This is a genomic window from Bradyrhizobium embrapense (assembly GCF_001189235.2).
Taxonomy (GTDB): Bacteria; Pseudomonadota; Alphaproteobacteria; order Rhizobiales; family Xanthobacteraceae; genus Bradyrhizobium; species Bradyrhizobium embrapense.
The window spans coordinates 163,076-186,792 of sequence record NZ_LFIP02000005.1 but is presented as its reverse complement, the minus strand read 5'-3'; the positions used below and the strand labels follow the sequence as shown (position 1 = coordinate 186,792).

Annotated in this window: 26 protein-coding genes and 1 riboswitch; of the genes, 16 read left to right on the top strand and 10 right to left on the bottom strand. The window is 65.4% G+C overall.

The window, feature by feature from the left end:
* The first annotated feature begins 160 nt into the window (after positions 1–160).
* The 7 genes from AKN83_RS23500 (at position 161) to AKN83_RS23475 (ending at position 5,992) form a co-directional block, all read left to right on the top strand.
* On the top strand, positions 161–868 hold the full coding sequence (locus AKN83_RS23500) for a cytochrome c biogenesis CcdA family protein (RefSeq protein WP_050406059.1): 708 nt from the start codon (positions 161–163) through the stop codon (positions 866–868).
* A gap of 17 nt (positions 869–885) precedes the next feature.
* Positions 886–1,464 carry a thioredoxin family protein gene (locus AKN83_RS23495; protein WP_050406058.1) on the top strand — a complete coding sequence of 193 codons (579 nt, stop codon included), beginning with the start codon at positions 886–888 and terminating at the stop codon, positions 1,462–1,464.
* 76 nt (positions 1,465–1,540) lie between these two features.
* Positions 1,541–2,947: a cytochrome ubiquinol oxidase subunit I gene (locus AKN83_RS23490; RefSeq protein ID WP_050406056.1), complete on the top strand. Its 1,407-nt coding sequence runs from the start codon at positions 1,541–1,543 to the stop codon at positions 2,945–2,947.
* Positions 2,944–3,945: a cytochrome d ubiquinol oxidase subunit II gene (gene cydB / locus AKN83_RS23485; RefSeq protein WP_050406055.1), complete on the top strand. Its 1,002-nt coding sequence runs from the start codon at positions 2,944–2,946 to the stop codon at positions 3,943–3,945. Before AKN83_RS23490 ends, cydB begins: the two co-directional genes overlap by 4 nt.
* Positions 3,945–4,073, top strand: a complete 129-nt coding sequence (locus tag AKN83_RS39840) for a DUF2474 domain-containing protein (RefSeq protein WP_157113521.1) — start codon at positions 3,945–3,947, stop codon at positions 4,071–4,073. Before cydB ends, AKN83_RS39840 begins: the two co-directional genes overlap by 1 nt.
* Before the next feature lie 223 nt (positions 4,074–4,296).
* Positions 4,297–4,890 (top strand): L,D-transpeptidase, encoded by a 594-nt coding sequence (locus AKN83_RS23480; RefSeq protein ID WP_050406054.1) that lies wholly within the window; start codon positions 4,297–4,299, stop codon positions 4,888–4,890.
* Positions 4,891–4,954: 64 nt separating this feature from the next.
* Positions 4,955–5,992, top strand: a complete 1,038-nt coding sequence (locus AKN83_RS23475) for an amino acid ABC transporter substrate-binding protein (RefSeq protein WP_050406053.1) — start codon at positions 4,955–4,957, stop codon at positions 5,990–5,992.
* A gap of 113 nt (positions 5,993–6,105) precedes the next feature.
* Here AKN83_RS23475 and AKN83_RS23470 read toward each other — a convergent pair whose 3' ends face one another.
* Together AKN83_RS23470 and AKN83_RS23465 are read right to left on the bottom strand one after the other, a co-directional pair.
* A complete protein-coding gene (locus AKN83_RS23470; RefSeq protein ID WP_050406052.1) occupies positions 6,106–7,245 on the bottom strand; it encodes an acyl-CoA dehydrogenase family protein in 1,140 nt (379 codons plus the stop codon).
* 158 nt (positions 7,246–7,403) lie between these two features.
* Positions 7,404–8,588, bottom strand: coding sequence for an acyl-CoA dehydrogenase family protein (locus AKN83_RS23465; RefSeq protein WP_050406051.1), 1,185 nt, complete (start codon positions 8,586–8,588; stop codon positions 7,404–7,406).
* Positions 8,589–8,755: 167 nt separating this feature from the next.
* On the opposite strand from AKN83_RS23465, the gene AKN83_RS23460 reads away from it, so the two are divergent.
* Together AKN83_RS23460 and AKN83_RS23455 are read left to right on the top strand one after the other, a co-directional pair.
* Entirely contained in the window at positions 8,756–9,301 is a 546-nt protein-coding gene (locus AKN83_RS23460; protein ID WP_050406050.1) for a carboxymuconolactone decarboxylase family protein, read from the top strand.
* 135 nt (positions 9,302–9,436) lie between these two features.
* Positions 9,437–9,931, top strand: a complete 495-nt coding sequence (locus tag AKN83_RS23455) for a VOC family protein (protein ID WP_050406049.1) — start codon at positions 9,437–9,439, stop codon at positions 9,929–9,931.
* 244 nt (positions 9,932–10,175) lie between these two features.
* On the opposite strand, the gene AKN83_RS23450 is transcribed toward AKN83_RS23455, so the two are convergent.
* The 5 genes from AKN83_RS23450 to AKN83_RS23430 all read right to left on the bottom strand — a co-directional run bounded on the left by AKN83_RS23450 (position 10,176) and on the right by AKN83_RS23430 (position 14,870).
* Positions 10,176–11,390: an MFS transporter gene (locus AKN83_RS23450; protein WP_050406048.1), complete on the bottom strand. Its 1,215-nt coding sequence runs from the start codon at positions 11,388–11,390 to the stop codon at positions 10,176–10,178.
* Between the two features lie 196 nt (positions 11,391–11,586).
* Positions 11,587–12,831 (bottom strand): MFS transporter, encoded by a 1,245-nt coding sequence (locus tag AKN83_RS23445; RefSeq protein WP_050406135.1) that lies wholly within the window; start codon positions 12,829–12,831, stop codon positions 11,587–11,589.
* A 279-nt stretch (positions 12,832–13,110) separates the two neighbouring features.
* The gene (locus tag AKN83_RS23440) at positions 13,111–13,608 is read right to left on the bottom strand and encodes a type II toxin-antitoxin system HicB family antitoxin (RefSeq protein ID WP_050406047.1); all 498 of its coding nucleotides are present in this window, start codon (positions 13,606–13,608) and stop codon (positions 13,111–13,113) included.
* Positions 13,609–13,882: 274 nt separating this feature from the next.
* Positions 13,883–14,152, bottom strand: a complete 270-nt coding sequence (locus tag AKN83_RS23435) for a hypothetical protein (RefSeq protein WP_050406045.1) — start codon at positions 14,150–14,152, stop codon at positions 13,883–13,885.
* 43 nt (positions 14,153–14,195) lie between these two features.
* Positions 14,196–14,870 carry a DUF938 domain-containing protein gene (locus AKN83_RS23430; protein WP_050406043.1) on the bottom strand — a complete coding sequence of 225 codons (675 nt, stop codon included), beginning with the start codon at positions 14,868–14,870 and terminating at the stop codon, positions 14,196–14,198.
* Positions 14,871–15,127: 257 nt separating this feature from the next.
* On the opposite strand from AKN83_RS23430, the gene soxX reads away from it, so the two are divergent.
* The 7 genes from soxX (at position 15,128) to AKN83_RS23395 (ending at position 20,600) form a co-directional block, all read left to right on the top strand.
* Positions 15,128–15,418 (top strand): sulfur oxidation c-type cytochrome SoxX, encoded by a 291-nt coding sequence (soxX, locus tag AKN83_RS23425; protein WP_083992212.1) that lies wholly within the window; start codon positions 15,128–15,130, stop codon positions 15,416–15,418.
* A 32-nt stretch (positions 15,419–15,450) separates the two neighbouring features.
* Entirely contained in the window at positions 15,451–15,945 is a 495-nt protein-coding gene (gene soxY, locus AKN83_RS23420) for a thiosulfate oxidation carrier protein SoxY (RefSeq protein WP_050406041.1), read from the top strand.
* A gap of 22 nt (positions 15,946–15,967) precedes the next feature.
* Positions 15,968–16,279 carry a thiosulfate oxidation carrier complex protein SoxZ gene (gene soxZ / locus AKN83_RS23415; RefSeq protein ID WP_050406040.1) on the top strand — a complete coding sequence of 104 codons (312 nt, stop codon included), beginning with the start codon at positions 15,968–15,970 and terminating at the stop codon, positions 16,277–16,279.
* Complete coding sequence (gene soxA, locus AKN83_RS23410; RefSeq protein ID WP_050406038.1) at positions 16,276–17,136, top strand: sulfur oxidation c-type cytochrome SoxA; 861 nt, start codon at positions 16,276–16,278, stop codon at positions 17,134–17,136. The genes soxZ and soxA overlap by 4 nt, the downstream gene beginning before the upstream one ends.
* A 41-nt stretch (positions 17,137–17,177) precedes the next feature.
* Entirely contained in the window at positions 17,178–17,447 is a 270-nt protein-coding gene (locus AKN83_RS23405) for a hypothetical protein (RefSeq protein ID WP_157113552.1), read from the top strand.
* 35 nt (positions 17,448–17,482) lie between these two features.
* On the top strand, positions 17,483–19,231 hold the full coding sequence (gene soxB, locus AKN83_RS23400) for a thiosulfohydrolase SoxB (RefSeq protein ID WP_050406036.1): 1,749 nt from the start codon (positions 17,483–17,485) through the stop codon (positions 19,229–19,231).
* Positions 19,232–19,559: 328 nt separating this feature from the next.
* Entirely contained in the window at positions 19,560–20,600 is a 1,041-nt protein-coding gene (locus tag AKN83_RS23395; RefSeq protein WP_050406035.1) for an MBL fold metallo-hydrolase, read from the top strand.
* A gap of 102 nt (positions 20,601–20,702) precedes the next feature.
* Here the strand turns inward: AKN83_RS23395 and AKN83_RS23390 are convergent, their stop codons facing one another.
* From AKN83_RS23390 to AKN83_RS23380, 3 genes are read right to left on the bottom strand one after another with little or no spacing between them, the layout of a single operon-like run.
* Entirely contained in the window at positions 20,703–21,530 is an 828-nt protein-coding gene (locus AKN83_RS23390; protein ID WP_430641574.1) for an ABC transporter substrate-binding protein, read from the bottom strand.
* Between the two features lie 5 nt (positions 21,531–21,535).
* Complete coding sequence (locus AKN83_RS23385; RefSeq protein ID WP_050406032.1) at positions 21,536–22,309, bottom strand: ABC transporter ATP-binding protein; 774 nt, start codon at positions 22,307–22,309, stop codon at positions 21,536–21,538.
* Positions 22,306–23,349, bottom strand: a complete 1,044-nt coding sequence (locus tag AKN83_RS23380; RefSeq protein ID WP_050406030.1) for a FecCD family ABC transporter permease — start codon at positions 23,347–23,349, stop codon at positions 22,306–22,308. Before AKN83_RS23380 ends, AKN83_RS23385 begins: the two co-directional genes overlap by 4 nt.
* 112 nt (positions 23,350–23,461) lie before the next feature.
* Positions 23,462–23,659, top strand: a riboswitch (cobalamin riboswitch).
* The last annotated feature ends 58 nt before the right edge of the window (positions 23,660–23,717 follow it).

The following is a 23,717-nucleotide window of genomic DNA, read 5'->3' as shown; positions in this document are numbered from 1 at the left end:
TTTTGGCGCGCGGTCGTGAGGACGCACGCGATTCGCCTCACGCTGACGTGACGTCATCGGCGACCGGGCGGCAGTAACGGCCACGCCGCCCTCGCGAAGAACATCAGGCGACCCCGGCACGGCCCTCTGGCGCGCCGGGACTTCTGATGGACGGACGACGATGCTCAGCCTTGCCCCTGCCCTTACCCTGGCCCTGCTTGCCGGTGTCGCCACCGTCGCCGCCCCTTGCACCCTGCCGATGCTGCCGATCCTGCTCGGGGTATCGATAGGCCAGACCGGCAAGGCGCGGCCCGCGATGATCGCGCTCGGCTTCGTGATGTCATTCTCCGCGGTGGCATTGCTGCTGAGCGCGATCACCCGCGCCTTCGACTTCGATCCGAACCTGCTGCGGACCGGCGCGGCCGTGCTGCTCGCGGGCTTCGGCCTGCTGATGATCTGGCCGGCGCCGTTCGAATGGCTGGCGATCAGGCTTGGCGGTGCCGCCGGCAGCCTCGGCCAGGCCGTCCCATCGCAGAGCCTGTTCGGCGGATTCGTGCTCGGCTCGACACTCGGCCTGGTGTGGACGCCGTGTGCCGGTCCCGTGCTCGGCTCGATCCTGACCATCGTCGCGACCTCGAAGGATACCGCGTGGGCGAGCCTGCAACTCGTCACCTATGCGATCGGCGCCTCGATCCCGATGCTTGCGATTGCCTATGGCGGGCAGGCCGTCACCACCCGCGTGCGCGGCATGGCGCGGATCGCGCCGCGCCTCCAACAGGGGTTTGGCGTCGTGATCATCGCCTTCGCCGCGCTGTCCTACCTGCAATACGACACGCTGATCGTGGCGTGGCTGACCCAGTTCTATCCCAACGGCCAGATCGGCCTGTGAGCTCAAAGGAGATATCGATGTCCCTGCGCTTGATTGCTGTGTCCGCGGTTGTTGCGGCCCTTGGCCTCGGTGGGGCGGTGATCCCCGGCCTCTGCAGCGAATCCGACGCGCCGGCCGTGCCGGTGCCGCGGGCGGTCGCGATGACCACTTCGCAGACCCAGACCGCGCCCGAATTCGCCGGGATCAGCAACTGGTTCAATTCGCAGCCGCTGAAGCTCGCCGATTTGCGCGGCAAGGTCGTGCTGGTGGATTTCTGGACCTATGGCTGCGTCAACTGCGTCAACACGCTGCCGCACGTCACCGAACTTTATTCAAAGTATCGGGATCGCGGCCTCGTCGTGATCGGGGTCCACACGCCGGAATTCCCGTTCGAGCATTCGGCCTCCAACGTGCAGGCGGCGCTGAAGCGGCACGGCATCCTCTATCCGGTGGCGCAGGACAACAATTCGCAGACCTGGAACGCCTACGGCAACCAGTATTGGCCGGCGCAATACATCATCGACCAGAACGGCAAGATCGTGTTCCAGCATGCCGGCGAGGGCCGCTACGACGAGATCGACCGTACCGTCGCCCGCCTGCTCAACGCCAATAGCTAGTTTGGACAATCCGCCCTCTTTGTCGTCACAGCTGGCGTGGTAAGGTCCACGCCAGGTCGACGGCAGGTGGTGGATCATGTTCGAAGGCTGGGATGCGGTCGTACTCGCCCGCGCGCAGTTCGCTTTCACGATGTCGTTCCACATCGTGTTTCCCGCATTCTCGATCGGGCTTGCGAGCTATCTCGCGGTGCTCGAAGCGCTGTGGCTGGCCACCAAGCGCGAAGTCTACATCAACCTGTTCAATTACTGGCTGAAGATCTTCGCGGTCGCGTTCGGCATGGGCGTGGTGTCGGGCATCGTGATGTCCTACCAGTTCGGCACCAACTGGTCGTCCTTTGCCGACAAGACCGGGCCGGTGATCGGCCCGATGATGGCCTATGAGGTGCTCACCGCATTCTTCCTCGAGGCGGGCTTCCTCGGCGTGATGCTGTTCGGGCTCGAGCGCGTCGGCCCGAGGCTGCACTTCGTGGCGACGCTGATGGTCGCGATCGGCACGCTGATCTCGGCGTTCTGGATTCTGTCGGCCAATTCCTGGATGCAGACGCCGGCCGGTCATGCGGTCAATGCCGACGGCCAGTTCGTCGCCGCCGACTGGCTGAAGGTGATCTTCAATCCGTCGTTCCCCTATCGCCTCGTGCACATGGTGCTGGCGGCGTATCTCACCACCTCGCTGGTGGTCGGCGGGGTCGGCGCCTGGCATCTGCTGCGCGACCAGCATCTGGCCGGCCCGCGCGTGATGTTCTCGATGGCGATGTGGATGGCGACCCTTGTGGCGCCGATCCAGATCCTCGCCGGCGACCAGCACGGCCTCAACACGCTGGAGCACCAGCCGGCCAAGGTGATGGCGATGGAGGGGCACTTCCAGAGCCATCCGAACGGCGCGCCGCTGGTGCTGTTCGGCTGGCCCGACATGGCGGATGCCAAGGTTAAATACGCGATCGAGGTGCCGAAACTGTCGTCGCTGATCCTGAAGCACTCGCTCGACGCGCCGCTCGCCGGCCTCGACACGGTGCCGCGTGAAAACTGGCCGCCGGTGCCGATCACCTTCTGGTCGTTCCGCATCATGGTCGGGCTCGGCTTCCTGATCCTGGGGCTCGGCCTGTTCAGCCTGCTGATGCGCTGGCGCGGCCTGATGTACCAGTCGCCGCTGCTGCATCGCTTCGCGGTCCTGATGGGCCCCGCCGGCTTCATCGCGGTGCTCGCCGGCTGGATCACCACCGAGACCGGGCGGCAACCGTTCACCGTCTACGGGCTGCTGCGCACCACCGATTCGGTCTCGCCGCTGGCAGCGCCCGCGGTGGGCTCGTCGCTGATCGCCTTCATCATCGTCTATTTCGCCGTGTTCACCGCCGGCGTGATCTACATCCTGCGGCTGATGGCGCAGCCGCCGCATCCCGGCGAGCAAGGCCCGACCAAAGACCTTCCCGCCCGTGCCGCCGGCATCACGCCGGCGGCCGGTGCTGTCGTGGAGGGCGCGCGATGATCGACCTCGCCACGATCTGGGCCTTCATCATCGCCTTCGCCGTATTCGTCTATGTCGTGATGGACGGCTTCGACCTCGGCCTCGGCATCCTGTTTCCGCTGTTCCCGCAAAAGGCCGATCGCGACGTCATCATGAACACGGTGGCGCCGGTGTGGGACGGCAACGAGACCTGGCTGGTGCTCGGCGGCGGCGGCATGATGGCGGCGTTTCCGCTGGCCTATGCGGTGCTGATGCCGGCGCTCTACACGCCGATGATCGCGATGCTGCTCGGCCTCGTGTTCCGCGGCGTCGCCTTCGAATTCCGCTGGCGCACCCAGAAGGCGCGCAACAAATGGGATCTCGCCTTCGCCGGCGGCTCACTGGTCGCGACGCTGGCGCAGGGCATCGCGCTCGGCGCCATCCTGCAGGGCATCCATGTCGAGGGACGCCACTATGCCGGCGGCTGGTGGGACTGGCTGACGGCGTTCAGCGTGCTGACCGGCATCGCGCTGGTGATCGGCTATGCGCTGCTGGGGGCGACCTGGCTGGTGATGAAGACGGAAGGCGAGCTGCGTGAGCGCGCCTATCACCTGAGCTGGATACTGCTGGTCGCGATGCTATGCGCGATCGGCGCCGTCAGCATCGCAACGCCCTTCCTCGCCGTGCAATACACCCAGCGCTGGTTCGCCTGGCCCAACATCATCCTCACCGCGCCGGTGCCGATCGCGGTCGCCGCCGTCACCGCGCTGTTGCTGCGCGCGCTCGGCAACAAGAACGATCATCAGCCGTTCTTCCTGGTGCTCGCACTGTTCGCCCTGTCCTATGCCGGGCTCGGCATCAGCATGTATCCGTACATCGTGCCGCAGAGCATCACGATCTGGCAGGCGGCAGCGCCCGCCAACAGCCAGATCTTCATGCTGTTCGGGGTCTCGATCCTGGTGCCGCTGATCCTCGGCTACACCGCCTGGGCCTATTGGGTGTTCCGCGGCAAGGTGCGCCCCGGCCACGGATACCACTGATGCAACCCCGTCCGAATCAGCGGCCGCTCAGCCAGCGCCTGCTGTGGTTCGCAGCGCTCTGGCTCGGCGGCGTCGGCACCGTGACCCTGGTCTCTTTCGCGCTGCGACTCTGGATTGCGCCGAAATAAGGCCGCCCACCCGGCGTGCCACAAGCCCCGTGACAAAAAACAGAAGCATTACAGTGATATAGTGTGATGCTCGCCCTAAACTTGCCATCAAGCTGCCGCTGAGATTTGATGCCCAAGTTAAAAGTGGCGCATGATCTGATCGCCGAACCGCTCACACTTTGGCGGATCATGCGCATTTGGGTGGAGCAACCATTTGGCCGCGCGCCAACAAGGAGAGCTTTGCATGACGAAACTTCGTCACCTGGTCTGGATGGCGATCGCCACGGGCGCGCTCGTGTTGTCGACGTCGCAGGGCTTCGCCCAGAGCCGCCCGGATGCCGACGAGCCGGGCCTGATCGCCGACGACAGCTACGAGCTCGATCCGGAATGGCAGAAGCAGGTCGTCTACTACCGGACCAACGAGGCGCCGGGCACCATCATCGTCTCGACCGCCGAACGCCATCTTTACCTCGTGCAAGGTAACGGCCGCGCGCTCCGCTACGGCATCGGTGTCGGCCGCGATGGCTTCACGTGGCAGGGCCTGGTGACCATCACCCGCAAGGCCGAGTGGCCGGACTGGACCCCGCCGCCGGAAATGATCGCCCGCCAGCCCTATCTGCCGCGCTTCATGGCGGGCGGCCCGGGCAACCCGCTCGGCGCGCGCGCGATGTATTTGGGCACCACGGTGTACCGCATCCACGGCACCAACCGGCCCGACACCATCGGCACCGCGATCTCGTCCGGCTGCTTCCGCCTGGTCAACGCCGACGTCGCCGATCTCTACAACCGCGTTCCCGTCGGCACCAAGGTGATCATCCGCCAGAAGCCCGAACTGTAATCTCCACCTGCCCCGCCTTCGATATCGACCCGCTTTTCCCCCGATCATTCGCGAGAGAGAACCCATGCGTACATTTCGAGGCGGCCTGACGATCGGGCTCGCGGTCGCCGCCCTGGTTGCGGCCGCCGCCGTCACCTATGAGCGTTACGACACCCGCACCCTGAAGCGCACCATCCGCCGCGGCGAGGTGCTGTGCGGCGTCAACAAGGGCCTGCCGGGCTTCTCGAACCCGGACGACAAGGGCAACTGGACCGGCTTCGACGTCGACTTCTGCCGCGCGGTGGCCTCGGCGATCTTCGACGATCCGTCGAAGGCGAAGTTCGTCCCGCTCGACGCCAGCGAGCGCTTCAAGGAGCTGCAGAACCGCAAGGTCGACATCCTCTCGCGCAACTCCACCTGGAGCATGTCGCGCGAGACCAATTACGATCTCTATTTCCCGGCCGTCGCCTATTATGACGGCCAGGGCTTCATGATTCCCCGCGCGCGAAACATCGATTCCGCGCTCGACCTCAACGGCAGCAAGGTCTGCGTGCAGGCCAACACCACGACGCAGCTCAACCTCTCCGACTATTTCCGTGCCAACAACATGAAGTACACGGAGATGAAGTTCGACAAGCTGGACGACGTCGTGAAGGCCTATGACAGCGGCCAGTGCGACACGCTGACGTCGGACGCCTCGCAGCTCTATGCGCTGCGGCTCAATCTGTCCAAGCCGAACGACCACATGATCCTGGCCGACATCATCTCCAAGGAGCCGCTGGCGCCGGTGGTCCGCTTGCGCGACGACGACTGGATGATGATCGTGAAATGGACGCTGTACGCCATGATCAACGCCGAGGAGCTCGGCATCACCTCGAAGAATATCGATGAGGCGCTGAAGTCGAAGAAGCCGGAGGTGATGCGGCTGGTCGGCACCGAGGGTTCCTATGGCGAGGATCTCGGGCTGACCAAGGACTGGGCGGTGCGCATCATTCGCCATGTCGGCAATTACGGCGAGGTCTACGACCGCAACGTCGGCGCCGATTCCAAGCTGAAGATTCCACGCGGCATGAACCAGCTCTGGAACGCCGGCGGCGTCCAGTACGCCCCGCCGATCCGGTGATCACAGATGTCGTCATTCCGAGATGCGCCATAGGCGCAGGCCCGGAATCCATCGGCGACAAGAACGGTGGCGCAATGGATTCCGGGCTCGCGCTTCGCGCCCCGGAATGACAATCAGTAGCCCTTGCCGCGCGCGAGCTGGTCGGTGTGGAAATTGCTGTCGCCGAACAGCTCCTGGCAGACGCGGGCGCGCTTCATGAAGAAGCCGATGTCGAACTGGTCGGTCATGCCCATGCCGCCGTGCATCTGCACGCCTTCCTGGACGGCGAGCGTGGCGGTCGTGCCGGCGCGCGCCTTGGCGACGGCGACCGCATTGCCCGCCTTGCCGAGATCGGCGTCGAGCGCCTGCAGCGCCTTCAGCACAGCGGCGCGGGTGATCTCGATGTCGATATAGAGCTGGGCGGCCCGGTGCTGCAGCGCCTGGAATTCGCCAATCGCCTTGCCGAACTGCTTGCGCTCCTTCAGATAGGCCACGGTGCGGCCGAAAACCTCGTCGGAGAGGCCGACCATTTCGGAGGCGACCGCGCCGCGGCCGATATTGAGCACGCCCTCGAGCAGCCCAAAGCCCTGATCGACCTCGCCGAGCACGCTGTCGGCATTGACCTCGACATTGTCGAACACGATGCGCGCCGCGTTGTGCGAATCGACCATCGCGGTGCGCTCGACCGCGAGACCCTTGGCCTTCGGATCGACCAGGAACAGCGTCAACCCGTTGCTGTCACCGGCGCTGCCCGCCGTGCGCGCCGCGACGATCAACAGATCGGCGGTGTGGCCGTCGACCACGAAGGCCTTGTCGCCGGACAGCTTGAAGCCGTTGCCGGAACGCATGGCCCGCAACTTGGTCTGCAGCGGGCGATGCTTGGCGCCCTCATCGATCGCCAGCGCAGCCAGCAGCGAGCCGCCGGCAATGCCAGGCAGATGCTGCGCCTTCTGCGCCTCGCTGCCGCCGCGCGACAGCGCCGAGGCCGCGAGCACCGAGGTCGCGAGGAATGGCGACGGCATCAAGGTGCGACCGATCTCTTCCATGACGATGCCGGCCTCGACGCAGCCGAGGCCGCTGCCGCCGAACTGGTCCGGCACCAACAGGCCGGAGAAGCCCATCTCGGCAAAGGTCTTCCAGAGCTCGCGCGAGAAGCCGGTGGAGTCCTTCGCATCGCGCAAGGCGCGCAGATGCGCCACCGGCGCCTTGTCGCTGATGAGACCGCGCGCACTGTCGCGCAGCATGGATTGTTCTTCGGTGAGGACGAGGGCCATGGATGGATTCCGCTCTTCGATAAATCAAACGATATTGAGTTCGTCATTCCGGGATGGCCCGAAGGGCCAGGCCCGGAATCCATAACCACGATCGGGAGTATGGATTCCGGGCTCGCGACTGCGTCGCGCCCCGGAATGACGGGTGGAGAGATCGTGCCTCACGCCCCAGGCAGATCGAGGATGCGCTTGGCGACGATTCCGAGCATCACCTCCGAGGTGCCGCCCTCGATCGAGTTGGCCTTGGTGCGCAGCCAGGCGCGCGGACGGGCGCCGCCCCGGGAGCGGTCGCTCTCCCATTCCAGCGCGTCGATGCCGCCCGCCGACATCAGGATCTCGTAGCGGCGCTTGTTGAGCTCGGTGCCGTAATATTTCATCGCCGAGGAGAACGCCGGATGCGACTGCCCGGCCTTGGCGAGATCGACCGCGCGCTCCGCCGCCGCGGCGAGCGCGGCCTCGTCGACCTCGAAGCTCGCGATCTGGCTGCGCAGCTGCGCGTCGTCGAGCTTCCCTTGCGCGTCCGCGCCGACCGAGTCGGCGGCGATCTGGCCGAGCGGACGGCCGACGCCGCGCTCGCCCATGCCCGAGATCATCGCGCGCTCGTGCTGCAGCAGGTATTTTGCGACGTCCCAGCCGCGATTGACGGTACCCACGACATGCGACTTCGGCACCCGGACATTGTCGAAGAAGGTCTCGCAGAACGGCGAATAGCCGGAGATCAAGAGGATCGGCTTGGTCGACACGCCCTTCGAGGTCATGTCGAAGAGGATGAAGCTGATGCCGTCGTGCTTCTTCGCCGCGGGATCAGTGCGCACTAGGCAGAAGATCCAGTCGGCATAGTTGGCGTAGGAGGTCCATATCTTCTGGCCGTTGATGATGTAATCGTCGCCGTCGGCGACAGCGCGGGTCTGCAGCGAGGCGAGGTCGGAGCCGGCGTTCGGCTCGGAATAGCCCTGGCACCAGCGGATCAAGCCCGCGGTGATCTTCGGCAGATGCTCCTTCTTCTGCTCCTCGGTGCCGTATTTCAAAAGCGCCGGTCCGAGCATCGAGATGCCGAACGAGGTCAGCGGCGCCCGCGCGCCGATCGCCGCCATCTCCTGGCGCACGATCTTGGCCTCCTCGCCGTCGAGGCCTCCGCCACCGTATTCCTTGGGCCAATGCGGCACGGTCCAGCCCTTGTCGCGCATCCGCTCGAACCAGACGCGCTGCGCTTCGGAGGAGAATTTCGCATTGCGGCCACCCCAGAAGGTGTCGCCATCCGAGGTCATCGGTTTGCGCATCTCCGCCGGGCAGTTCTGCTCCAGCCAGGCGCGGGTCTCGGCGCGGAATTTCTCAAGGTCAGCCATGGTGCGTTTCCAGTCAAAATCGTCGGATTGGATTCGACCTTAGACCTGCGCAGCCGCCGAATTCAATATGCCTCGCGACCGCGCCATGCTCTGGCGTCGCTACTCAGCTTGCGCGATCGGGTGTATCGCCGAGATGGGTAACGCTTGAAAAACAAAAGGAAACGGACATGCGGCTGAAGCTGCTTTCGCCTAGCGAAATGAACGCCGCCCAGAAAGAAACCTACGACGAGTCGATCGCCGGCAAGCGCGGCGCGCCACCGGCGCCGATGATGGCCTGGCTGAACAGCCCGGAGATGGCACGGCATGCCACGCGGCTCGGCGAGGTGCTGCGCTTCGACACGGTCTTCCCGGCAAAACTGTCGGAAATCGCGATCCTCGTCACCGCGCGGCACTGGACCGCGCATTACGAATGGTATGCCCACAAGCGCCTCGCGCTGAAGGGCGGCCTCGACCCGAAGATCATCGAGGACATTCGCATGCGCCGGACGCCGACTTTCGACGACCCCAAGGCCAGGATGATCTACGACGTCGCCAAGGCGCTGCACGAAGGTCACGGCCTGCCGAAGGCGCTGTATGACGAGGCGGTCGAGGTGCTGAGCCTGCGCGGCCTAGTCGAGGTGATCGGCCTCTGCGGCTACTACACCATGGTATCGATGACGCTGAACACGTTCGAGTTCCAGCTGCCCGGCGGCGAGTTGTCGGAGCTCTGCTAGGCTCGGCGGGCCGTGGCGCCATTCGGAAACGCTGCGTTTCCGGATGGGTTGCTCTCGCTCCCGCAAATCCGGACTATATCAGAAGGCGGAGCCCTGCCGCCGACGGCACGGCGTTGATGCCAACGGAGCCAGCTCATGCCGCAAAATCCTCCCATCATCGCGGGCACGCGAATCGGGCATGTGCACCTCAAGGTCGCCGATCTCGAGCGCGCGCTCGGCTTCTATTGCGGCGTGCTCGGCTTCGAACTGCAGCAGCGCTTGGGGACGGACGCGGCCTTCATCTCGGCCGGCGGCTATCACCACCATATCGGCCTCAACACCTGGGAGAGCAAGGGCGGCCATCCGCCGCCGCCGGGCACCACCGGCCTGTTCCACACCGCGATTCTCTATCCGACCCGTCCGGCACTGGCCGACGCGCTGCACCGGGTGCTGTCGGCCGGCATCCAGCTCGACGGCGCCAGCGACCACGGCGTCAGCCAGGCGCTGTATTTGCGCGATCCTGACGAGAACGGCGTCGAGCTCTATTGGGACCGCCCCGAAGCCGAATGGCCGCGCGACGCCGACGGCGAGCTCGCGATGTTCACCCGGCGGCTGGACATTGAGGATCTGATGAAGCAGCGGGCGGCGTGATTCCGCGGTGCGGATCAATTGGTAGCCCGGATTGCGCCTCGTCCCATGCGGCTGCAGGTCTTTAATCCCCTTCCCCCTGAAAGGGGGAAGGGGGATGGGGGTCAGCCACAGGCGACGCTGCAAGTGGAGAGACCGGATCCCCACCCGCTTTGCCCTGCGAGCAAAGCGACCTCCCCTTTTCAAGGGGAGGTGGAAAGACAAGATCGTAGCCCGGATGGAGCGAAGCGTAATCCGGGGCTACAGTCTAATTCCCTTTGGTCATGATCGTCACTGCCGCGATCAGCTCCAGCCCGATACAGCCGTAGAACGGCAGCGCGTAGCTGCCGGAGAGATCGTGCAGCAGACCGATCACGCCGGGGCCGAACGCGTAGGTGATCTGGTTGATCGCGGTGATCAGGCTGACCAGCACGCCAAACGCGCGCGGATCGAACTCGCGCTGCACGATCAGCGCCGGCAGCGTGATCAGATTGCCGACCGAGAAGCCGAACAGCGCGCAGGCGGCGATCTGCGCGATGTCGTTGTGCACGTTGATGATGACGACGAGCGCGATCGCCTGGCTGCCAAAGGACAGCGCCGACGCCAGCCGCTGGTTGAGCCGGTCGATCACGAAGGAAAACGAGACCCGGCCGACCACGGCCATCGCGGTCAGCAGCGCCATCGCTACCGTGGCGCGCTCGCGGCCGATCACCTGATCGAGATAGGCGATCAGATGCACGATGAAGCCGACCTGGGCGAACAGCACCAGCGCGAAGGCAGTCGAGACCGAGAGGAAGCGGATGTCGCGTAGCGCATTGGCGCGCACCTGCGTCGCCGACGGCGCGTCGGCCGCCGCTGACGTCACCGCACGCAGATGCGCCGGCGGCCGCCCGACGAAGATCAGGATCACCGGCACCATCACCACGACAAGCAGCACCGCGGCCGCGATCATCGCGCCGGAGAAGCCGAAGGTGCCGATCCCCGTCACCAGCAGCGGCACGCCGACGATGCCGCCGAAGCTCGCGCCGTTCAGCGCCAGGCTGATCGCCATGCCGCGCTTCTTGTCGAACCACAGCCCGAGCGTGTTGGTGATGATGCCGAGGCTGGTGCCGGCCCAGCCGAACGCCAGCAGCGCATCGGCGAGATAAAGCTGCCAGGGCTCGCGCACCTCGCCGATCGCAACGGCGGCAACCGCCATCGCGAGGGTGCCCGCGATCAGACAGCTGCGCGCGCCGAACGCCTTGATCGCCTCGCTGACGAAGGCGACCAGCGCGGCGCCGAACAAATAGAAGAAGGTCGTGCCCGACGAGATCAGCGACGCCGGCCAGCCGTGTAGCCGCTGCAGCTCGGCGACGTAGACGCTCTGGCCGTAGAAGCCCAATCCCCAGCCGAAGGTCGCAAGCAGGAAGCAGACGACGACGATGCGCCAGCCTTCATAGCCGAGCGCGGATTCGTCATGCAGCGCGGGTGATGATGCGTCCATTTCTTGCTCTTGCTTCTCACATCGTCAAGGCCGGACTGATCCGTTCCCACGATGTGATCAGCCTTGCAAGCCGATCATTTCGAAACCGGTCGAAGTGTCAGCAATTGGCAGCAGCACGGTCCGGAAAAGTGCGAAGCGGTTTTCCCTCGCGACAAACGCGAAGCGTTTGCGCGGAGACCATGCTCAAATAGCAAGATCAGATGCTTGGGTCCGGGATTTCTTCCACCGCGCGCAATTTCGCCCGCCGCTTGGCGAATGACGCCAGTGACAGCACGACGAGCCCGAGCAGCACCGGCGGAAACACCACCATGTTGACGGCGTTCCAGCCGTAATGCGCGAGCAGCTGGCCCGACGAGAACGAGCCGATCGCCATCATGCCGAACACGAGGAAATCGTTGAACGCCTGCACCTTGTTGCGCTCCTGCGGCCGGTGCGTCTCCAGCACCAGCGCGGAGGCGCCGACGAATGCGAAGTTCCAGCCGACGCCGAGCACGAACAGGGTGGCCCAAAAATGCGGCGCCGTGATGCCGGACAGCCCGATCGTCGCGGCGACCGCCTCGAGCGCCAGCCCGAGCGCAACGATGCGAGGCGCGCCGAAGCGGGCGATCAGCGAGCCCGTGAAGAAGCTCGGGCCGTACATCGCCACGATGTGCCACTGGATGCCGAAATTGGAATCGCTGACCGACAGCCCGCACATTTTCATGGCGAGCGGCGCCGAGGTCATCACCAGATTCATCATCGGATAGGCGATCACGCCGCACAGCGCCGCGGCGATGAAGCGCGGCTGCCGCGCGATCTCGAGCAGCGGGCGGCCGCCATGCAGATCCGCCGCCGCGGGTTTCGGCGCATCGACGCCAGAGAGCACCGCCATCGCCACCAGCGCGACCAGCGCCTGCATCACGAAGGAGAAAGCAAACAGATAAGGCGGCCAGATGTCCATGGTCCATTGCACGAGCTGCGGCCCGAGCACGCCGGCGAACACGCCGCCCGCCATCACCCATGACACCGCCTTGGGCCGGAACGCGACGCTGGCGCCGTCGGCGGCGGCAAAGCGATAGGACTGCGCGACGGCGCCATAGAGCCCGCCGAGGAAGGTCGCGCCGCAGAACAGCCAGAACGATGAGTGCAGGATCGCGAAGGCGCCGAGCGCGCCGGTCAGCGTGCCGCAGAAGGTACCGACGATGAAGGCGATGCGCCTGCCATAGGCCCGCGAGATCGCGCCGGTCGGCAGCGTGCCGGCGGCAAGCCCGAGCACATACATCGAGAGCGGCACCGTCGCGAGCGAGATGTCGGGCGCCAGCGTCGCGCCGACGATCGAGCCGGTGGCGAAGATCACCGCCGAATTGGCGCCGGTCAGCGCCTGCGCCGCCGCAAGCCGCCACACATTGCTGCGCGCCCGCGCGTCGTCGCTCGTCTCATTCGCAGCCGTCACATCGATCATCGGCAGTCCCGCCTCGAAGCTCCGGCGGGAGCCTCCAATCGCGCGCACTATGGAGAGCGGGTCGAGGCCGATCAACCGGCGCAAACGGACGTAGGCCATGCGGGAGGCGCACGAGATGGATGGCTCCGCCTTTCGAAATAAGGAGCGGCTAGCACCCTATCCCGTCGTCATTCCGGGGCTCGCGAAGCGAGAGCCCGGAATCCATTCATCCACGAAACGCGCGGAGAAATGGATTCCGGGCTCGCGCCAAGAGGCGCGCCCCGGAATGACGAGCGGAAGCTACCGCGCAGGCTTCCTGCCTGCCCGCTTCTCGGCGCGCAGCGCGCCGGTCTTGTGCACCTTGGAGCGCGGCGCGATCGGGGCGCCGCGCGGGTATCCGCCCGGCCATTCGAGCGCGAGCGAGCTCGCAAAGCCGAAGAAGCTCGAGCGGCTCATGCCGAGCTCGGCGGCGCGCTTGTCGATCCGCGCGATCAGGCTCTTCGGCAGATAGACATTCACCCGTTCGGACGGATCGGGCGGATCGACGCCCACCATGAAGAAGGCGGCGACGTCGGAGCCCTTGGGCGGCACGATCCGCTCGATCGGCGTCGGCTCCGGCAGCGCATGGCCCTGCTCGACCCAGCCGTCGACCGCCTGCGCCAGCGCATGCTCGGCCCGTTCGATCGCCTCCTCCTGGGACTTGCCGCCGGCGACGCAGCCGGGAAAGTCGGGAAACCACGCACCGAACGCGCCGCGCGGACCGCGCTCCAGCACGGCCGGATAAAGCCGTCTCGTCATTCTGGCCTCCGTCGTTGGAGTATGCTATTTCACACACGCCGGTGTGTCAAATGACACAACAGGCGAAAGCGCAGGGGTAAGGCGTGACGCCCAAGTCAACTCGCTGCCAAAAGCCATTCCTTGGCAACCTTCGTCACCAAACCGCCCTCCAAACGACGAGCACGATACGCTTCAACGACTCCCTCTTCCGTGCCCAGTCGCTTTACATTCGTTGCAATTTCGCTGCTGATTAGCTCTGCGAGTCTTTGGCAAGCCTCTGATTGGCCTACGTCGCCTAGGTCACCCGCGGCATCTCTCTATACTGAGGAAACAGTCTTTCGAGCCGAAAATACAGATGCGCCTGTTCCACGCGATTCGGCTCCTCAGTTCCTGCCCAGGTGAACCAAAGTCCGACATTGATGAACCACTGACCGCCAAAGCCCTTCTCAACTCCCACGAGCGTGACCATTCGATCATTCGAAGCGCGCATCAGGTCTCGCCCCCGCACGAAGCCCTGCTGTAGCAGCGCTTCGAATAGGTCTTCTTTGAATGCGGTCCGATCCATCAATTTCCTGCCCGATAGACATCAATGACCGAGGTCATGGCGGCTACTTCCGCACGAACATCAGGATCATGTTGTTGGCCGGCATCTCGAAGCTACCGGCGAGCTTCAGCCCGACGCTCTCCGCAAGCGTCTCGAGATCGGCGATATCGCGCACGCCCCATTCGGCGTCGCGTTCACGCAACGACGTATCGAACACGGCGTTGCTCAGCGCAGTGTGCTTGCCGCCGCGCTTGAACGGGCCGTAGAGGAACAGCCGGCCATCGGCGCGCAGATGCCTGGAGGCGCCGGCGAACAGGCCCTCGGCGACGCGCCACGGCGCGATGTGGATGACGTTGGCGCAGAAGATCGCGAGCAGTTTGTCCGGACCTTTGCCGTCCGATGGCACAGGCGACCAGGCCGGATCGGACAGATCGATCGGCTGCGGCGGCTGGATGTTGGCGAGGCCGGCATGCGCGCGCCAGGCCGCGATGCTGCGCAGATGCGCGGCATGGAGGTCGCTCGGCCACCAGGTGATATCGGGCGTCTGGCGGGCGAAATACGCGACATGCTGACCGGTGCCGCTGCCGGCCTCCAGCACGTCGCCGGACCGGCCGGCGAGGTAATCCTTCAGGACCGCCCAGATCGGCTGGTGATTGCGGTGGAATGCCGCCGCGTCGAGCCGCCCATCCGCCTCGACCGGCCTGCCGTCCTTGCCGAACTCCACCACGAACTCCGCCACCCTGCTTCTCCTATCGCCTCGCTCAACCGCATGAACATGACAGGTGGAAGGCGCAGGAGCCCGCTCCAGTTCCGAACCACCACGCTTCCATTAACCCCGTCGCAACACGCCTATTCTCCACATTGCCAGCCGATGGCCTTTATGCTTTTCCCTCTTTATATTGCGATGGGATCATCGAGATTGAAGCCCGGGAAACGTCCTTGATCGCCACTTTCGTCAAGCCAGCCTTCGTTCTGGCGCTGCTGGCCGGCACCGCCGTGGCCGCACCCGCGCAGGCCCAATCCGCCGCCGAGGGGCAGAGGCTCGCCTTCGACCGCGGCAAAGGCAACTGCCTGACCTGCCATGTCATCAAGGGCGGCGAGCTGCCCGGCACGATCGGCCCCGAATTGACCGGCCTCAAGGCGAAATACAGCCGCGACGAGCTGATCGCGATCGTGACCGATGAGACCAAGCGCAACCCGCAAACGGTGATGCCGCCGTTCGGCCGCAACCGGATCTTGAGCGAGAAGGAAATCGATGCGGTGGTGGACTTTCTGCAGACGCTGTGACGCGGCGACAATAGCTTGAGGAGATTGTTACGATGAGCATCACGACCAGCGAATTTTCAGGGGCGCGCCGCCTGGTGCTGAAGGGCGCGGGCGTCGCCGCGCTGATCGGCCTCGGCGTCATTCCGTTCGACGTGCCACAGGCGCTCGCCGCCGCCAACGACAAATATCCGGAAGAGGCCTTCAAGCAGAAGAACGAGGCCGACGCGATCAAGGCGCTCTACGGCAAGACCGCCGAGCCCTCCGACAAGGTCAAGATGGACGCACCCGAGATCGCCGAGAACGGCGCTGTGGTGCCGATCTCCGCCACCACGACGCTGGCCGACGTCACCTCGATCTCGTTCCTCGTGAGCGAGAACCCGATCTCGCTGATCGCCTCATACAAGATTCCCGCCGGCACGCTGCCGAGCGTCGCCAACCGCATCAAGATGGCCAAGACCAGCAACGTCACCGTGATCGTCGAGGCCGGCGGCAAGCTCTACAGCGCTCAAAAGGAAATCAAGGTCACCGTCGGCGGCTGCGGCGGCTGAGTTCAATCGAGGGATAATCAAGATGGCATCGAGCATTCGCGTGCGCGCCACGTCAAACGGCGACATCACCGAGGTGCAGGCGCTGATCCAGCATCCGATGGATTCCGGCTTCGTGAAGGACGCCAAGGGCGAGATCATCCCGCCGCATTTCATCCAGGTGCTGACCTTCGAGTATGACGGCAAGCCGGTGTTCGTCGCCGACTGGGGCGGCGGCGTCTCCAAGGACCCCTATGTCAAGTTCGCCTTCAAGGGCGGCAAGAAGGGCGACGATCTGAAGGTCAGCTGGGTCGACAACAAGGGCGCGACCGACACCGCCACGGCGAAAATTCAATGACGTGGCGCTTCGCAATCCGCGCAGCAATCACGACGCTGGCGCTCGGCGTGCTGGCGCTCGCGCCGGCGGCGCACGCGGCCGACAGCATCGATCCCGCCGCCGACAAGGCCGCGTTCCAGAAATTCTTCGCCAGCAAATTCCCCAAGCTGAAGCTCGAGGATTTCGTCAACGGTCCCTATTCGATGAATGAGGACCTGCACAAGCAGTGGGAAGAGAAGGAGCAGTTTCCGCCCTACGAGTTCTCGCTCGAAGCCGGCAAGGAAATGTTCGCAACGCCGTTCAAGAACGGCAAGACCTACGCCGACTGCTTCCCGAACAAGGGTATCGGCATCCGCCAGAACTATCCGTATTTCGACGAAAAGGAAGGCAAGGTCGTCACGCTCGAGCTCGCGCTCAACCGTTGCCGCGAGGCCAACGGCGAGGCGCCGTTCTCCTATGTGAAGGACGACATGGCGGCGCTCACCGCCTACATGGCCTTCACCTCGCGCGGCAAGCCGATGGACATCAAGATCCCGAACGATCCGCGGGCGCTGGAGGCCTATCAGAAGGGCAAGGAGTATTTCTACACCCGCCGCGGCCAGCTCAATTTCTCCTGCGCGACCTGCCACATCCAGAGCCCGGGCGAGCGGATCCGCGCCGAGGTGCTGGCACCGGCGCTCGGCATCCTGAACGCAATGCCGATCTACCGCTCGGAATGGTCGGGCATGGGCACCACCAGCCGCCGCTTCACCACCTGCAACAGCCAGATCCGCGGCGTGCCGCTCAATCCGCAAGACGACGAGTACCGCAACCTCGAATACTATTTGTCCTATGTCAGCAACGGCCTGCCGATCTCGGGGCCGGGAGCGCGGCCATGAGCGCGGCGATCAAGACCCTCCTCGCGGCATCCGCGCTGGTGATGGCGACGGCGACCCTGGTCCACGCGGCCTCCGAGGACGATTACAAGGCGGCCTATGCGGCGGCAGAAGCCGCCAACAAGCAAGCCGGCAGCCTGCGCAACCAGTGGACCACGACCGCTTCGACCCTCGCCGCCGCAAAAAAGGCCGGTGATGCTGGTGATTACGAGGCTGCCGTCGCGCAGGCCAGGGAGGCCGAGGCACTGGCAAAGGCATCGATCTTCCAGGCCACCAGCGAGAAGGAACGCTGGAAGGACATGGAAGTTCGCTAAAGGCGCGCTGGCGGAAGGCCGCGCGGAGTAAGGCAATGATCATCCGCCGCCGGGATTTCCTGAGAAGCTCAGCCGCCGCGACGCTTGTGGCTGGCCTGCCACGCCTCGCGCGCGGCGCCGATACCGCCAGCGTCTACGACCTCGAACGTTTCGGCAACGCCCGCATCCTGCACCTGACCGACACGCATGCGCAGCTGAGGCCGGTGTTGTTCCGCGAATCCAGCGTCAATATCGGCGTCGGCGCGATGGCCGGCCAGCCGCCGCATCTGGTCGGCAAGGCGTTCCTCGACCGCTTCGGCATCCGGCCCGACAGTGCCGACGCCTATGCCTTCACCTGCGTCGAGTTCGAGAAGGCCGCCGTCCGCTTCGGCCGGCTCGGCGGCTTCGCGCACCTGAAGACGCTGATCGACAAGCTGCGCGCCGATGTCGGCGAGAAGCGCTCGATGCTGCTCGACGGCGGCGACCTCTGGCAGGGCTCGGGGCTCGCCCATGCGATGAACGGCGCCGACATGGTGGAGGCCGCCAATTTGCTGGGCATCGAGGCGATGACCGGGCATTGGGAATTCACCTATGGCGAACAGGTGCTGCGCGACAATCTCGCCCGCTTCAAGGGCGAGTTTTTGGCGCAGAACGTGTTCCTGACCGAGGAGGCCGCGTTCAACGACGCCAAGGCGTTCGATCCAGCCTCCGGGCGGGTGTTCAAGCCGTCGATCATCAAGGAGATCGGCGGCCATCGCATTGCGATCATCGGCCAGGCCTTCCCCTATGTGCCGATCGCGCACCCCAAGCGTTTCACGCCGGACTGGAAGTTCGGCATCCGCGACGAGGAGCTGCAAAAGCTCGTCGACGGCCATCGCAACAACGACAAGGTCGAGGCGGTGATCCTGCTGTCGCATAACGGCATGGACGTCGACCTCAAGCTCGCCAGCCGCGTCACCGGCATCGACGTCATCCTCGGCGGCCACACCCATGACGCGATCCCGATCCCGATCACGGTGACCAATCCCGGCGGCGTCACGCTGGTGACCAATGCCGGCTCCAACGGCAAGTTCATCGGCGTGCTCGATCTCGATCTCACGAAGGGCAAGGTCGCCAATGTCCGCTACCGTCTGCTGCCGGTGTTCGCCGAGCTGTTGAAGCCCGATCCGGCGATGCAGGCGCTGATCGACAAGATGCGCGAACCTCATGCCGACGAATGGGGCGACAAGCTCGGCACGGCCGATCGCCTGCTCTACCGCCGCGGTAACTTTTCCGGCACCGTCGACCAGCTGATCTGCGATGCGCTGCTCAACGAGCTCAACGCCGAGATCGCGCTGTCGCCCGGCTTCCGCTGGGGCCTCACCACGCTGGCCGGCCAGCCGGTCACCATGGAAGACGTGCTGTCGGAAACCGCGATCACCTATCCCGAGACCTACGTCGCCACGATGACCGGCAGCCAGATCAAGGATGTGCTGGAGGACGTCTGCGACAACCTCTTCAACGTCGATCCCTATTACCAGCAGGGCGGCGACATGGTCCGCGTCGGCGGCCTCGCCTACACCTGCACGCCGGGCGAGAGCGTCGGCAAGCGCATCTCCGAGCTCAAGCTTCGCAACGGCAAGCATCTCGAAGCTGGCAAGCACTACAAGGTCGCGGGCTGGGCCTCGGTCAACCCGCAGAGCGGCGCGCCGATCTGGGATGTGGTGGCCAGGCATCTGCGCTCCGGCCGGCCGCCGAACCGCGACGAGCCCGGCGTGACGCTGAAAGGCGTCGAGGATAATCCGGGCATTGCGAGGCACGGATGATGCGGCGCACGCTCATCGCGGCGCTCGGTCTCGCGTAGGGCGCGTCCATTCAGAACCCGTCATCCCTCCAACCAACTCCGTCACCCTGAGGAGCGCGTAGCGCGTCTCGAAGGGTGCAGGGCCCCATTGACCGCGCACGCCAATACTCCTCTCGGAAAGAGCCGGGCCGTCGAACCTTCGAGACGCCGCGTCGCGGCTCCTCAGGGTGACGGTGATGGATCGGGGGTGACGGGACCGGCTTCGCCTGGGGATGGATTTACTTTGAATCGCCCCTATCTATGGAATAATATCCTCTCCATGACTCGACCCGGAGAACAGGTAAGCCCTCATGATCTTTCGCCAGCTGTTCGACAGCGTGTCCGGCACCTACAGCTACCTGCTCGCGAGCCGCGCCGGCGGCGAGGCGCTGATCCTCGATCCGGTGCTGGAGAAGGCGGACCGCTACTGCAAGCTGCTGCAGGAACTCGACCTCCGGCTGGTCAAGGCCGTCGACACCCATCTGCATGCCGATCACGTCACCGGCCTCGGCGAGCTGCGTGACCGCACGCAGTGCATCACGATCATGGGCGAGCAGAGCAAGGCCGACGTGGTGTCGATGCGCGTCTCGGACGGCGACAGAGTGACAATCGAGGGTCTCTGCCTCGAGGCAATGTACACGCCCGGCCACACCGACGATTCCTACAGTTATCTGATGGGCGACCGCGTCTTCACGGGCGACACGCTGTTGATCCGCGGCACCGGCCGCACCGATTTCCAGAACGGCAGCGCGCGGGCGCAGTATGATTCGATCTTCAACCGCCTGCTCAAGCTGCCTGAGGAAACCATGGTCTTCCCGGCGCATGACTACAAGGGTGACACCGTCTCCACCATCGGCGAGGAGAAGCGCTACAATCCGCGGCTGCAGGTCAAATCGGTCGATGACTATATCGAGCTGATGAACAACCTCCATCTGCCAAATCCGAAGATGATGGACGTTGCGGTGCCCGCCAACATGCATGTCGGCCTGCACCAGGAAGAGCTTGCGAAGGAAGGTCTCTCGCTCAGCGCGCGCGACGCCATCGCAAGCCTCGGCCGGCCCGATATCCTGCTGGTCGATCTGCGCGAGAGCGCTGAACGCGCCAAGCACGGCACGCTCGAGGGCGCGCTGCACGCGCCCTATCCCGGGATTTGCGCCACCCTGCAGCCCGGCGGCATGCTGCGCGAGGTCGCCGCCGCGACCGGCCGCCGCGTCGTATTCTTCTGCGCCTTCGGCGAGCGTTCCGCGATGGCCGTTGCCGCCGCGAAGAAGGCGGGGCTGGCAAACACCGCCCATATCGAAGGCGGCATCGATGCCTGGAAGAAGGCCGGCGGGCCGGTGGTGATGGGGTAGATCACTCTCCGTCATTGCGAGGAGCGAAGCGACGAAGCAATCCATGCCTCAGCAAGCGGAAGGATGGATTGCTTCGCTACGCTCGCAATGACGACGGTAGGCCTATCGCGTCACCCGCTGCAATTCTTCCGTCAACCGATCCAGCGCATCCGCCAGCATCACGCCGCCGCACACCGTGAGCCGCTCCGGCAGCACGATGCGCTTCTCAGCCGGATAGAACCGCTCCAGCGCCGGATGCAGCAGGAAGGCGCGGCCCTCATCCTCGGCGCGATCGCCGGCCTCCGACACCAGGATGAAATCCGGCCGCAGTTTCACGATCGCCTCCAGCGAAGCAAATCCGCCGGCGTCGAGGCCGAGTTCGCCGGCCGCGTTAGTCAGGCCGGTTGCCGCCAGCAGCGAGCTGATGAGGCTCCTGTCGCCCGACACGAAGCCGCGGCGCTCTAGCGGCAACACGCGATAATGATGGGCGCTCGCCACCGTCCGCGCCCGCGCGATCGCCGCATCGAGGCGCGCGATCTCGGCCTGCGCCCGATCGGGATGCTGCACCACATCGCCCATCGCACGGATCTGGTCCTTCACTTCGTCCAGCGTGCGCGGCACCGTGAATTCGACCAGGTGCAACCCCTGCGCCTTCAAGAGGTCGCGCGTCGCGCGCTTGTCGAACAGGCTGACCACGACGACGTCGGGCTTGAGCAGCAGCACATCCTCGGCCTCGCCGGACAGGCGCGGATAGCTTTTTGCTTGCTCGGCCGCCCAGGACTGCCAGGTATCGCGCGAAAAGCGGCTGAGGCCGAGGATCTGGTCCGGATCGGCCAGAGACAGCACGAGCTGGTCGCTGCAGACATTCATCGAGACGATGCGCAGTCCGCCAGCGGAGGCGGCAGCGCACGACATCGACCACACCGCGACAACGGCTACGAGGCGCCACATCCGCATCACACGTCCGCCCACGGCACGATGACGGCCTCGCGCTGGAATTCGGCACGATACGCGCTGATCCGGAACACGCTGGCCAGCACGCTCTCCGACAACGCCTCAGCGGGTGCGCCCTGTGCCGCGAGCCGCCCCTCCGCCAGCACCAGCACGTGATCAGCAAAGCGCGCGGCGAGCCCGAGATCATGCGTCACCACGATGACCAGTACGCCGGTGTCGGCGACATTGCGCAGCTTCTGCATCACATCGATCTGGTGGCGCGGGTCGAGCGAGGCGGTCGGCTCGTCGGCGAGGATCACCGGCGCCTCCACCGCCAGCACCCGGGCCAGCGCGACGCGGCTGCGCTCGCCGCCGGACAGCTCGGTGACGCGGCGATCGCTGAATGCAGTGACATCGACGGCCTGCATCGCCCGCAGCACCGCCTCGATATCCTTCGGCGACAGCCGCGCCGGATCGGTCGCGCCATGCGGATAGCGGCCGAGCGCCACGATATCGCGCGCCGGCAACGGCCAATGCACCATGTGCCCCTGCGGCAGATAGGCGAAGCGCTTGGCGCGCTCGCGCAGCGGCAGCGAGGCCAGTGTGTCACCGTCGATCTTGATGTCGCCATCGGATGGAATGAGCCCGGCCAGCGCGCGCAGCAGCGTGGTCTTGCCGGCACCGTTCGGGCCGACCAGCGCGACCAGATGGCCCGCTTCCAGCGACAGCGAGACGTCGTGCAGCACCTTGCGGCTACCGAGCGAGGCGTTGAGCGCGGTGGCGGAGAGCAGCGTCATGCCACGCCTCCGCCGAGCGCGCGGCGTTCGCGCATGATCAGATACAGGAAGAACGGCACGCCGATGATCGAGGTCAGCACGCCGACCTTGATGTCCGAAGTCGAGGGGATGATGCGCACCGCGATATCGGCGGCGAGCAGCAGCGCCGAGCCGCTGAGCGCGCTCGGCACCAGCAGCCGCGCCGGATCATGACCGATGACGGGACGCATCAAATGGGGAGCAACGAGACCGATGAAGCCGATCGTGCCTGTCACGGCGACCGCGCCTCCGACACCAAGCGCAACGCCGGTGATGACGAGGAGCCGGAGCCGGGCGACATCGACGCCGAGACTTTGCGCGGCCTCCTCGCCGAGCGTCAGCGTGCGGAAGGCGCTCGCCTGGCTGAGCAGGACGGCGGCGCCCGCGATGATGAAGGGCAGCGCCAGCGCCACGTGCTGGAAGCTGCGGTCCTCCAGCGAGCCGAGCAGCCAGAATGCGATCTCGAGCACCACGAACGGATTGCCCGAGAGGTTCATCACCAGCGCCGTCGCAGCTCCTGCAAAGCTCGAGATCGCGAGCCCCGCCAGGATCAGGATCAACAGCCCGGCATTGCGGCCGGCGATCGCGAGCAGCGCGAACACCGAACCGAACGCCGCGATGATCGCCACCACCGGCAGCGCATAGGACCGGACATCGGCGAGGCCCAGAGCGATCACCAGAACCGCACCGAATGCCGCCGATTGCGGCGCGCCGAACAGCGACGGCGAAGCCAGCGGATTGCGCAGCAGGCCCTGCAGCGCCGCGCCCGATAGCCCGAGGATGCCGCCGATCGCGAACGCCAGGATGGTACGCGGCAGCCGGATCTCGCGCACGATCACCTGCGCCACGTCGCTGCCGCCGCCGAACAGCGCCTCGATCACCGCAAGCGGCGACACCCGCACCGGCCCGATACCGAGCGAGAGCACGCACAGCAGGACCACCAGCGCGAACAGCGCCGCGGTGGCGCCCCACCGGCGCCGCGCCGCGACCTCGGCCGCCAAGGCAAAATCCTGCACGCTCATTGGATCCATGCTCTTACAGCGATCGCCGTGGCAGGCAAGCGACACCCGACAAAAACCGTGGCCGCGCGGCCGCAGCTCGACATTCGCCGGGTTGACTTTGCTGCCCGGCCGAACCCTAGATGAACATGACGGTTCTTTCACGAGATAAAAAGGGAATGCGGTGCGGGGAAACTTCCCCAACGCCGCGGCTGCCCCCGCAACTGTATGCGGTGAATCCTTCGTCAAATGCCACTGGGAAACTCGGTCCTGGGAAGGCGGCGAAGGGTAACGACCCGCGAGCCAGGAGACCTGCCGTCAGCCGTGGTCACACGCGAAGATGCCGGTCGGGGAGTACAGGCATGAGCTTCACCTGATGCGAGAGCGCAACG

Coding starts and splice junctions, on each gene's coding strand:
- AKN83_RS23455 (WP_050406049.1), top strand. CDS start 9,437: ATGCCGCAAAATCCTCCCATCATCGCGGGCACGCGAATCGGGCATGTG.
- cydB (WP_050406055.1), top strand. CDS start 2,944: ATGATCGACCTCGCCACGATCTGGGCCTTCATCATCGCCTTCGCCGTA.
- AKN83_RS23475 (WP_050406053.1), top strand. CDS start 4,955: ATGCGTACATTTCGAGGCGGCCTGACGATCGGGCTCGCGGTCGCCGCC.
- AKN83_RS23390 (WP_430641574.1), bottom strand. CDS start 21,530: ATGTGGCGCCTCGTAGCCGTTGTCGCGGTGTGGTCGATGTCGTGCGCT.
- AKN83_RS23405 (WP_157113552.1), top strand. CDS start 17,178: ATGGCGACGGCGACCCTGGTCCACGCGGCCTCCGAGGACGATTACAAG.
- AKN83_RS23395 (WP_050406035.1), top strand. CDS start 19,560: ATGATCTTTCGCCAGCTGTTCGACAGCGTGTCCGGCACCTACAGCTAC.
- AKN83_RS23435 (WP_050406045.1), bottom strand. CDS start 14,152: ATGGATCGGACCGCATTCAAAGAAGACCTATTCGAAGCGCTGCTACAG.
- AKN83_RS23445 (WP_050406135.1), bottom strand. CDS start 12,831: ATGATCGATGTGACGGCTGCGAATGAGACGAGCGACGACGCGCGGGCG.
- AKN83_RS23470 (WP_050406052.1), bottom strand. CDS start 7,245: ATGGCCCTCGTCCTCACCGAAGAACAATCCATGCTGCGCGACAGTGCG.
- AKN83_RS23440 (WP_050406047.1), bottom strand. CDS start 13,608: ATGACGAGACGGCTTTATCCGGCCGTGCTGGAGCGCGGTCCGCGCGGC.
- AKN83_RS23495 (WP_050406058.1), top strand. CDS start 886: ATGTCCCTGCGCTTGATTGCTGTGTCCGCGGTTGTTGCGGCCCTTGGC.
- AKN83_RS39840 (WP_157113521.1), top strand. CDS start 3,945: ATGCAACCCCGTCCGAATCAGCGGCCGCTCAGCCAGCGCCTGCTGTGG.
- AKN83_RS23500 (WP_050406059.1), top strand. CDS start 161: ATGCTCAGCCTTGCCCCTGCCCTTACCCTGGCCCTGCTTGCCGGTGTC.
- AKN83_RS23450 (WP_050406048.1), bottom strand. CDS start 11,390: ATGGACGCATCATCACCCGCGCTGCATGACGAATCCGCGCTCGGCTAT.
- AKN83_RS23480 (WP_050406054.1), top strand. CDS start 4,297: ATGACGAAACTTCGTCACCTGGTCTGGATGGCGATCGCCACGGGCGCG.
- AKN83_RS23380 (WP_050406030.1), bottom strand. CDS start 23,349: ATGAGCGTGCAGGATTTTGCCTTGGCGGCCGAGGTCGCGGCGCGGCGC.
- soxY (WP_050406041.1), top strand. CDS start 15,451: ATGAGCATCACGACCAGCGAATTTTCAGGGGCGCGCCGCCTGGTGCTG.
- AKN83_RS23460 (WP_050406050.1), top strand. CDS start 8,756: ATGCGGCTGAAGCTGCTTTCGCCTAGCGAAATGAACGCCGCCCAGAAA.
- AKN83_RS23490 (WP_050406056.1), top strand. CDS start 1,541: ATGTTCGAAGGCTGGGATGCGGTCGTACTCGCCCGCGCGCAGTTCGCT.
- soxZ (WP_050406040.1), top strand. CDS start 15,968: ATGGCATCGAGCATTCGCGTGCGCGCCACGTCAAACGGCGACATCACC.
- AKN83_RS23385 (WP_050406032.1), bottom strand. CDS start 22,309: ATGACGCTGCTCTCCGCCACCGCGCTCAACGCCTCGCTCGGTAGCCGC.
- soxA (WP_050406038.1), top strand. CDS start 16,276: ATGACGTGGCGCTTCGCAATCCGCGCAGCAATCACGACGCTGGCGCTC.
- soxB (WP_050406036.1), top strand. CDS start 17,483: ATGATCATCCGCCGCCGGGATTTCCTGAGAAGCTCAGCCGCCGCGACG.
- AKN83_RS23465 (WP_050406051.1), bottom strand. CDS start 8,588: ATGGCTGACCTTGAGAAATTCCGCGCCGAGACCCGCGCCTGGCTGGAG.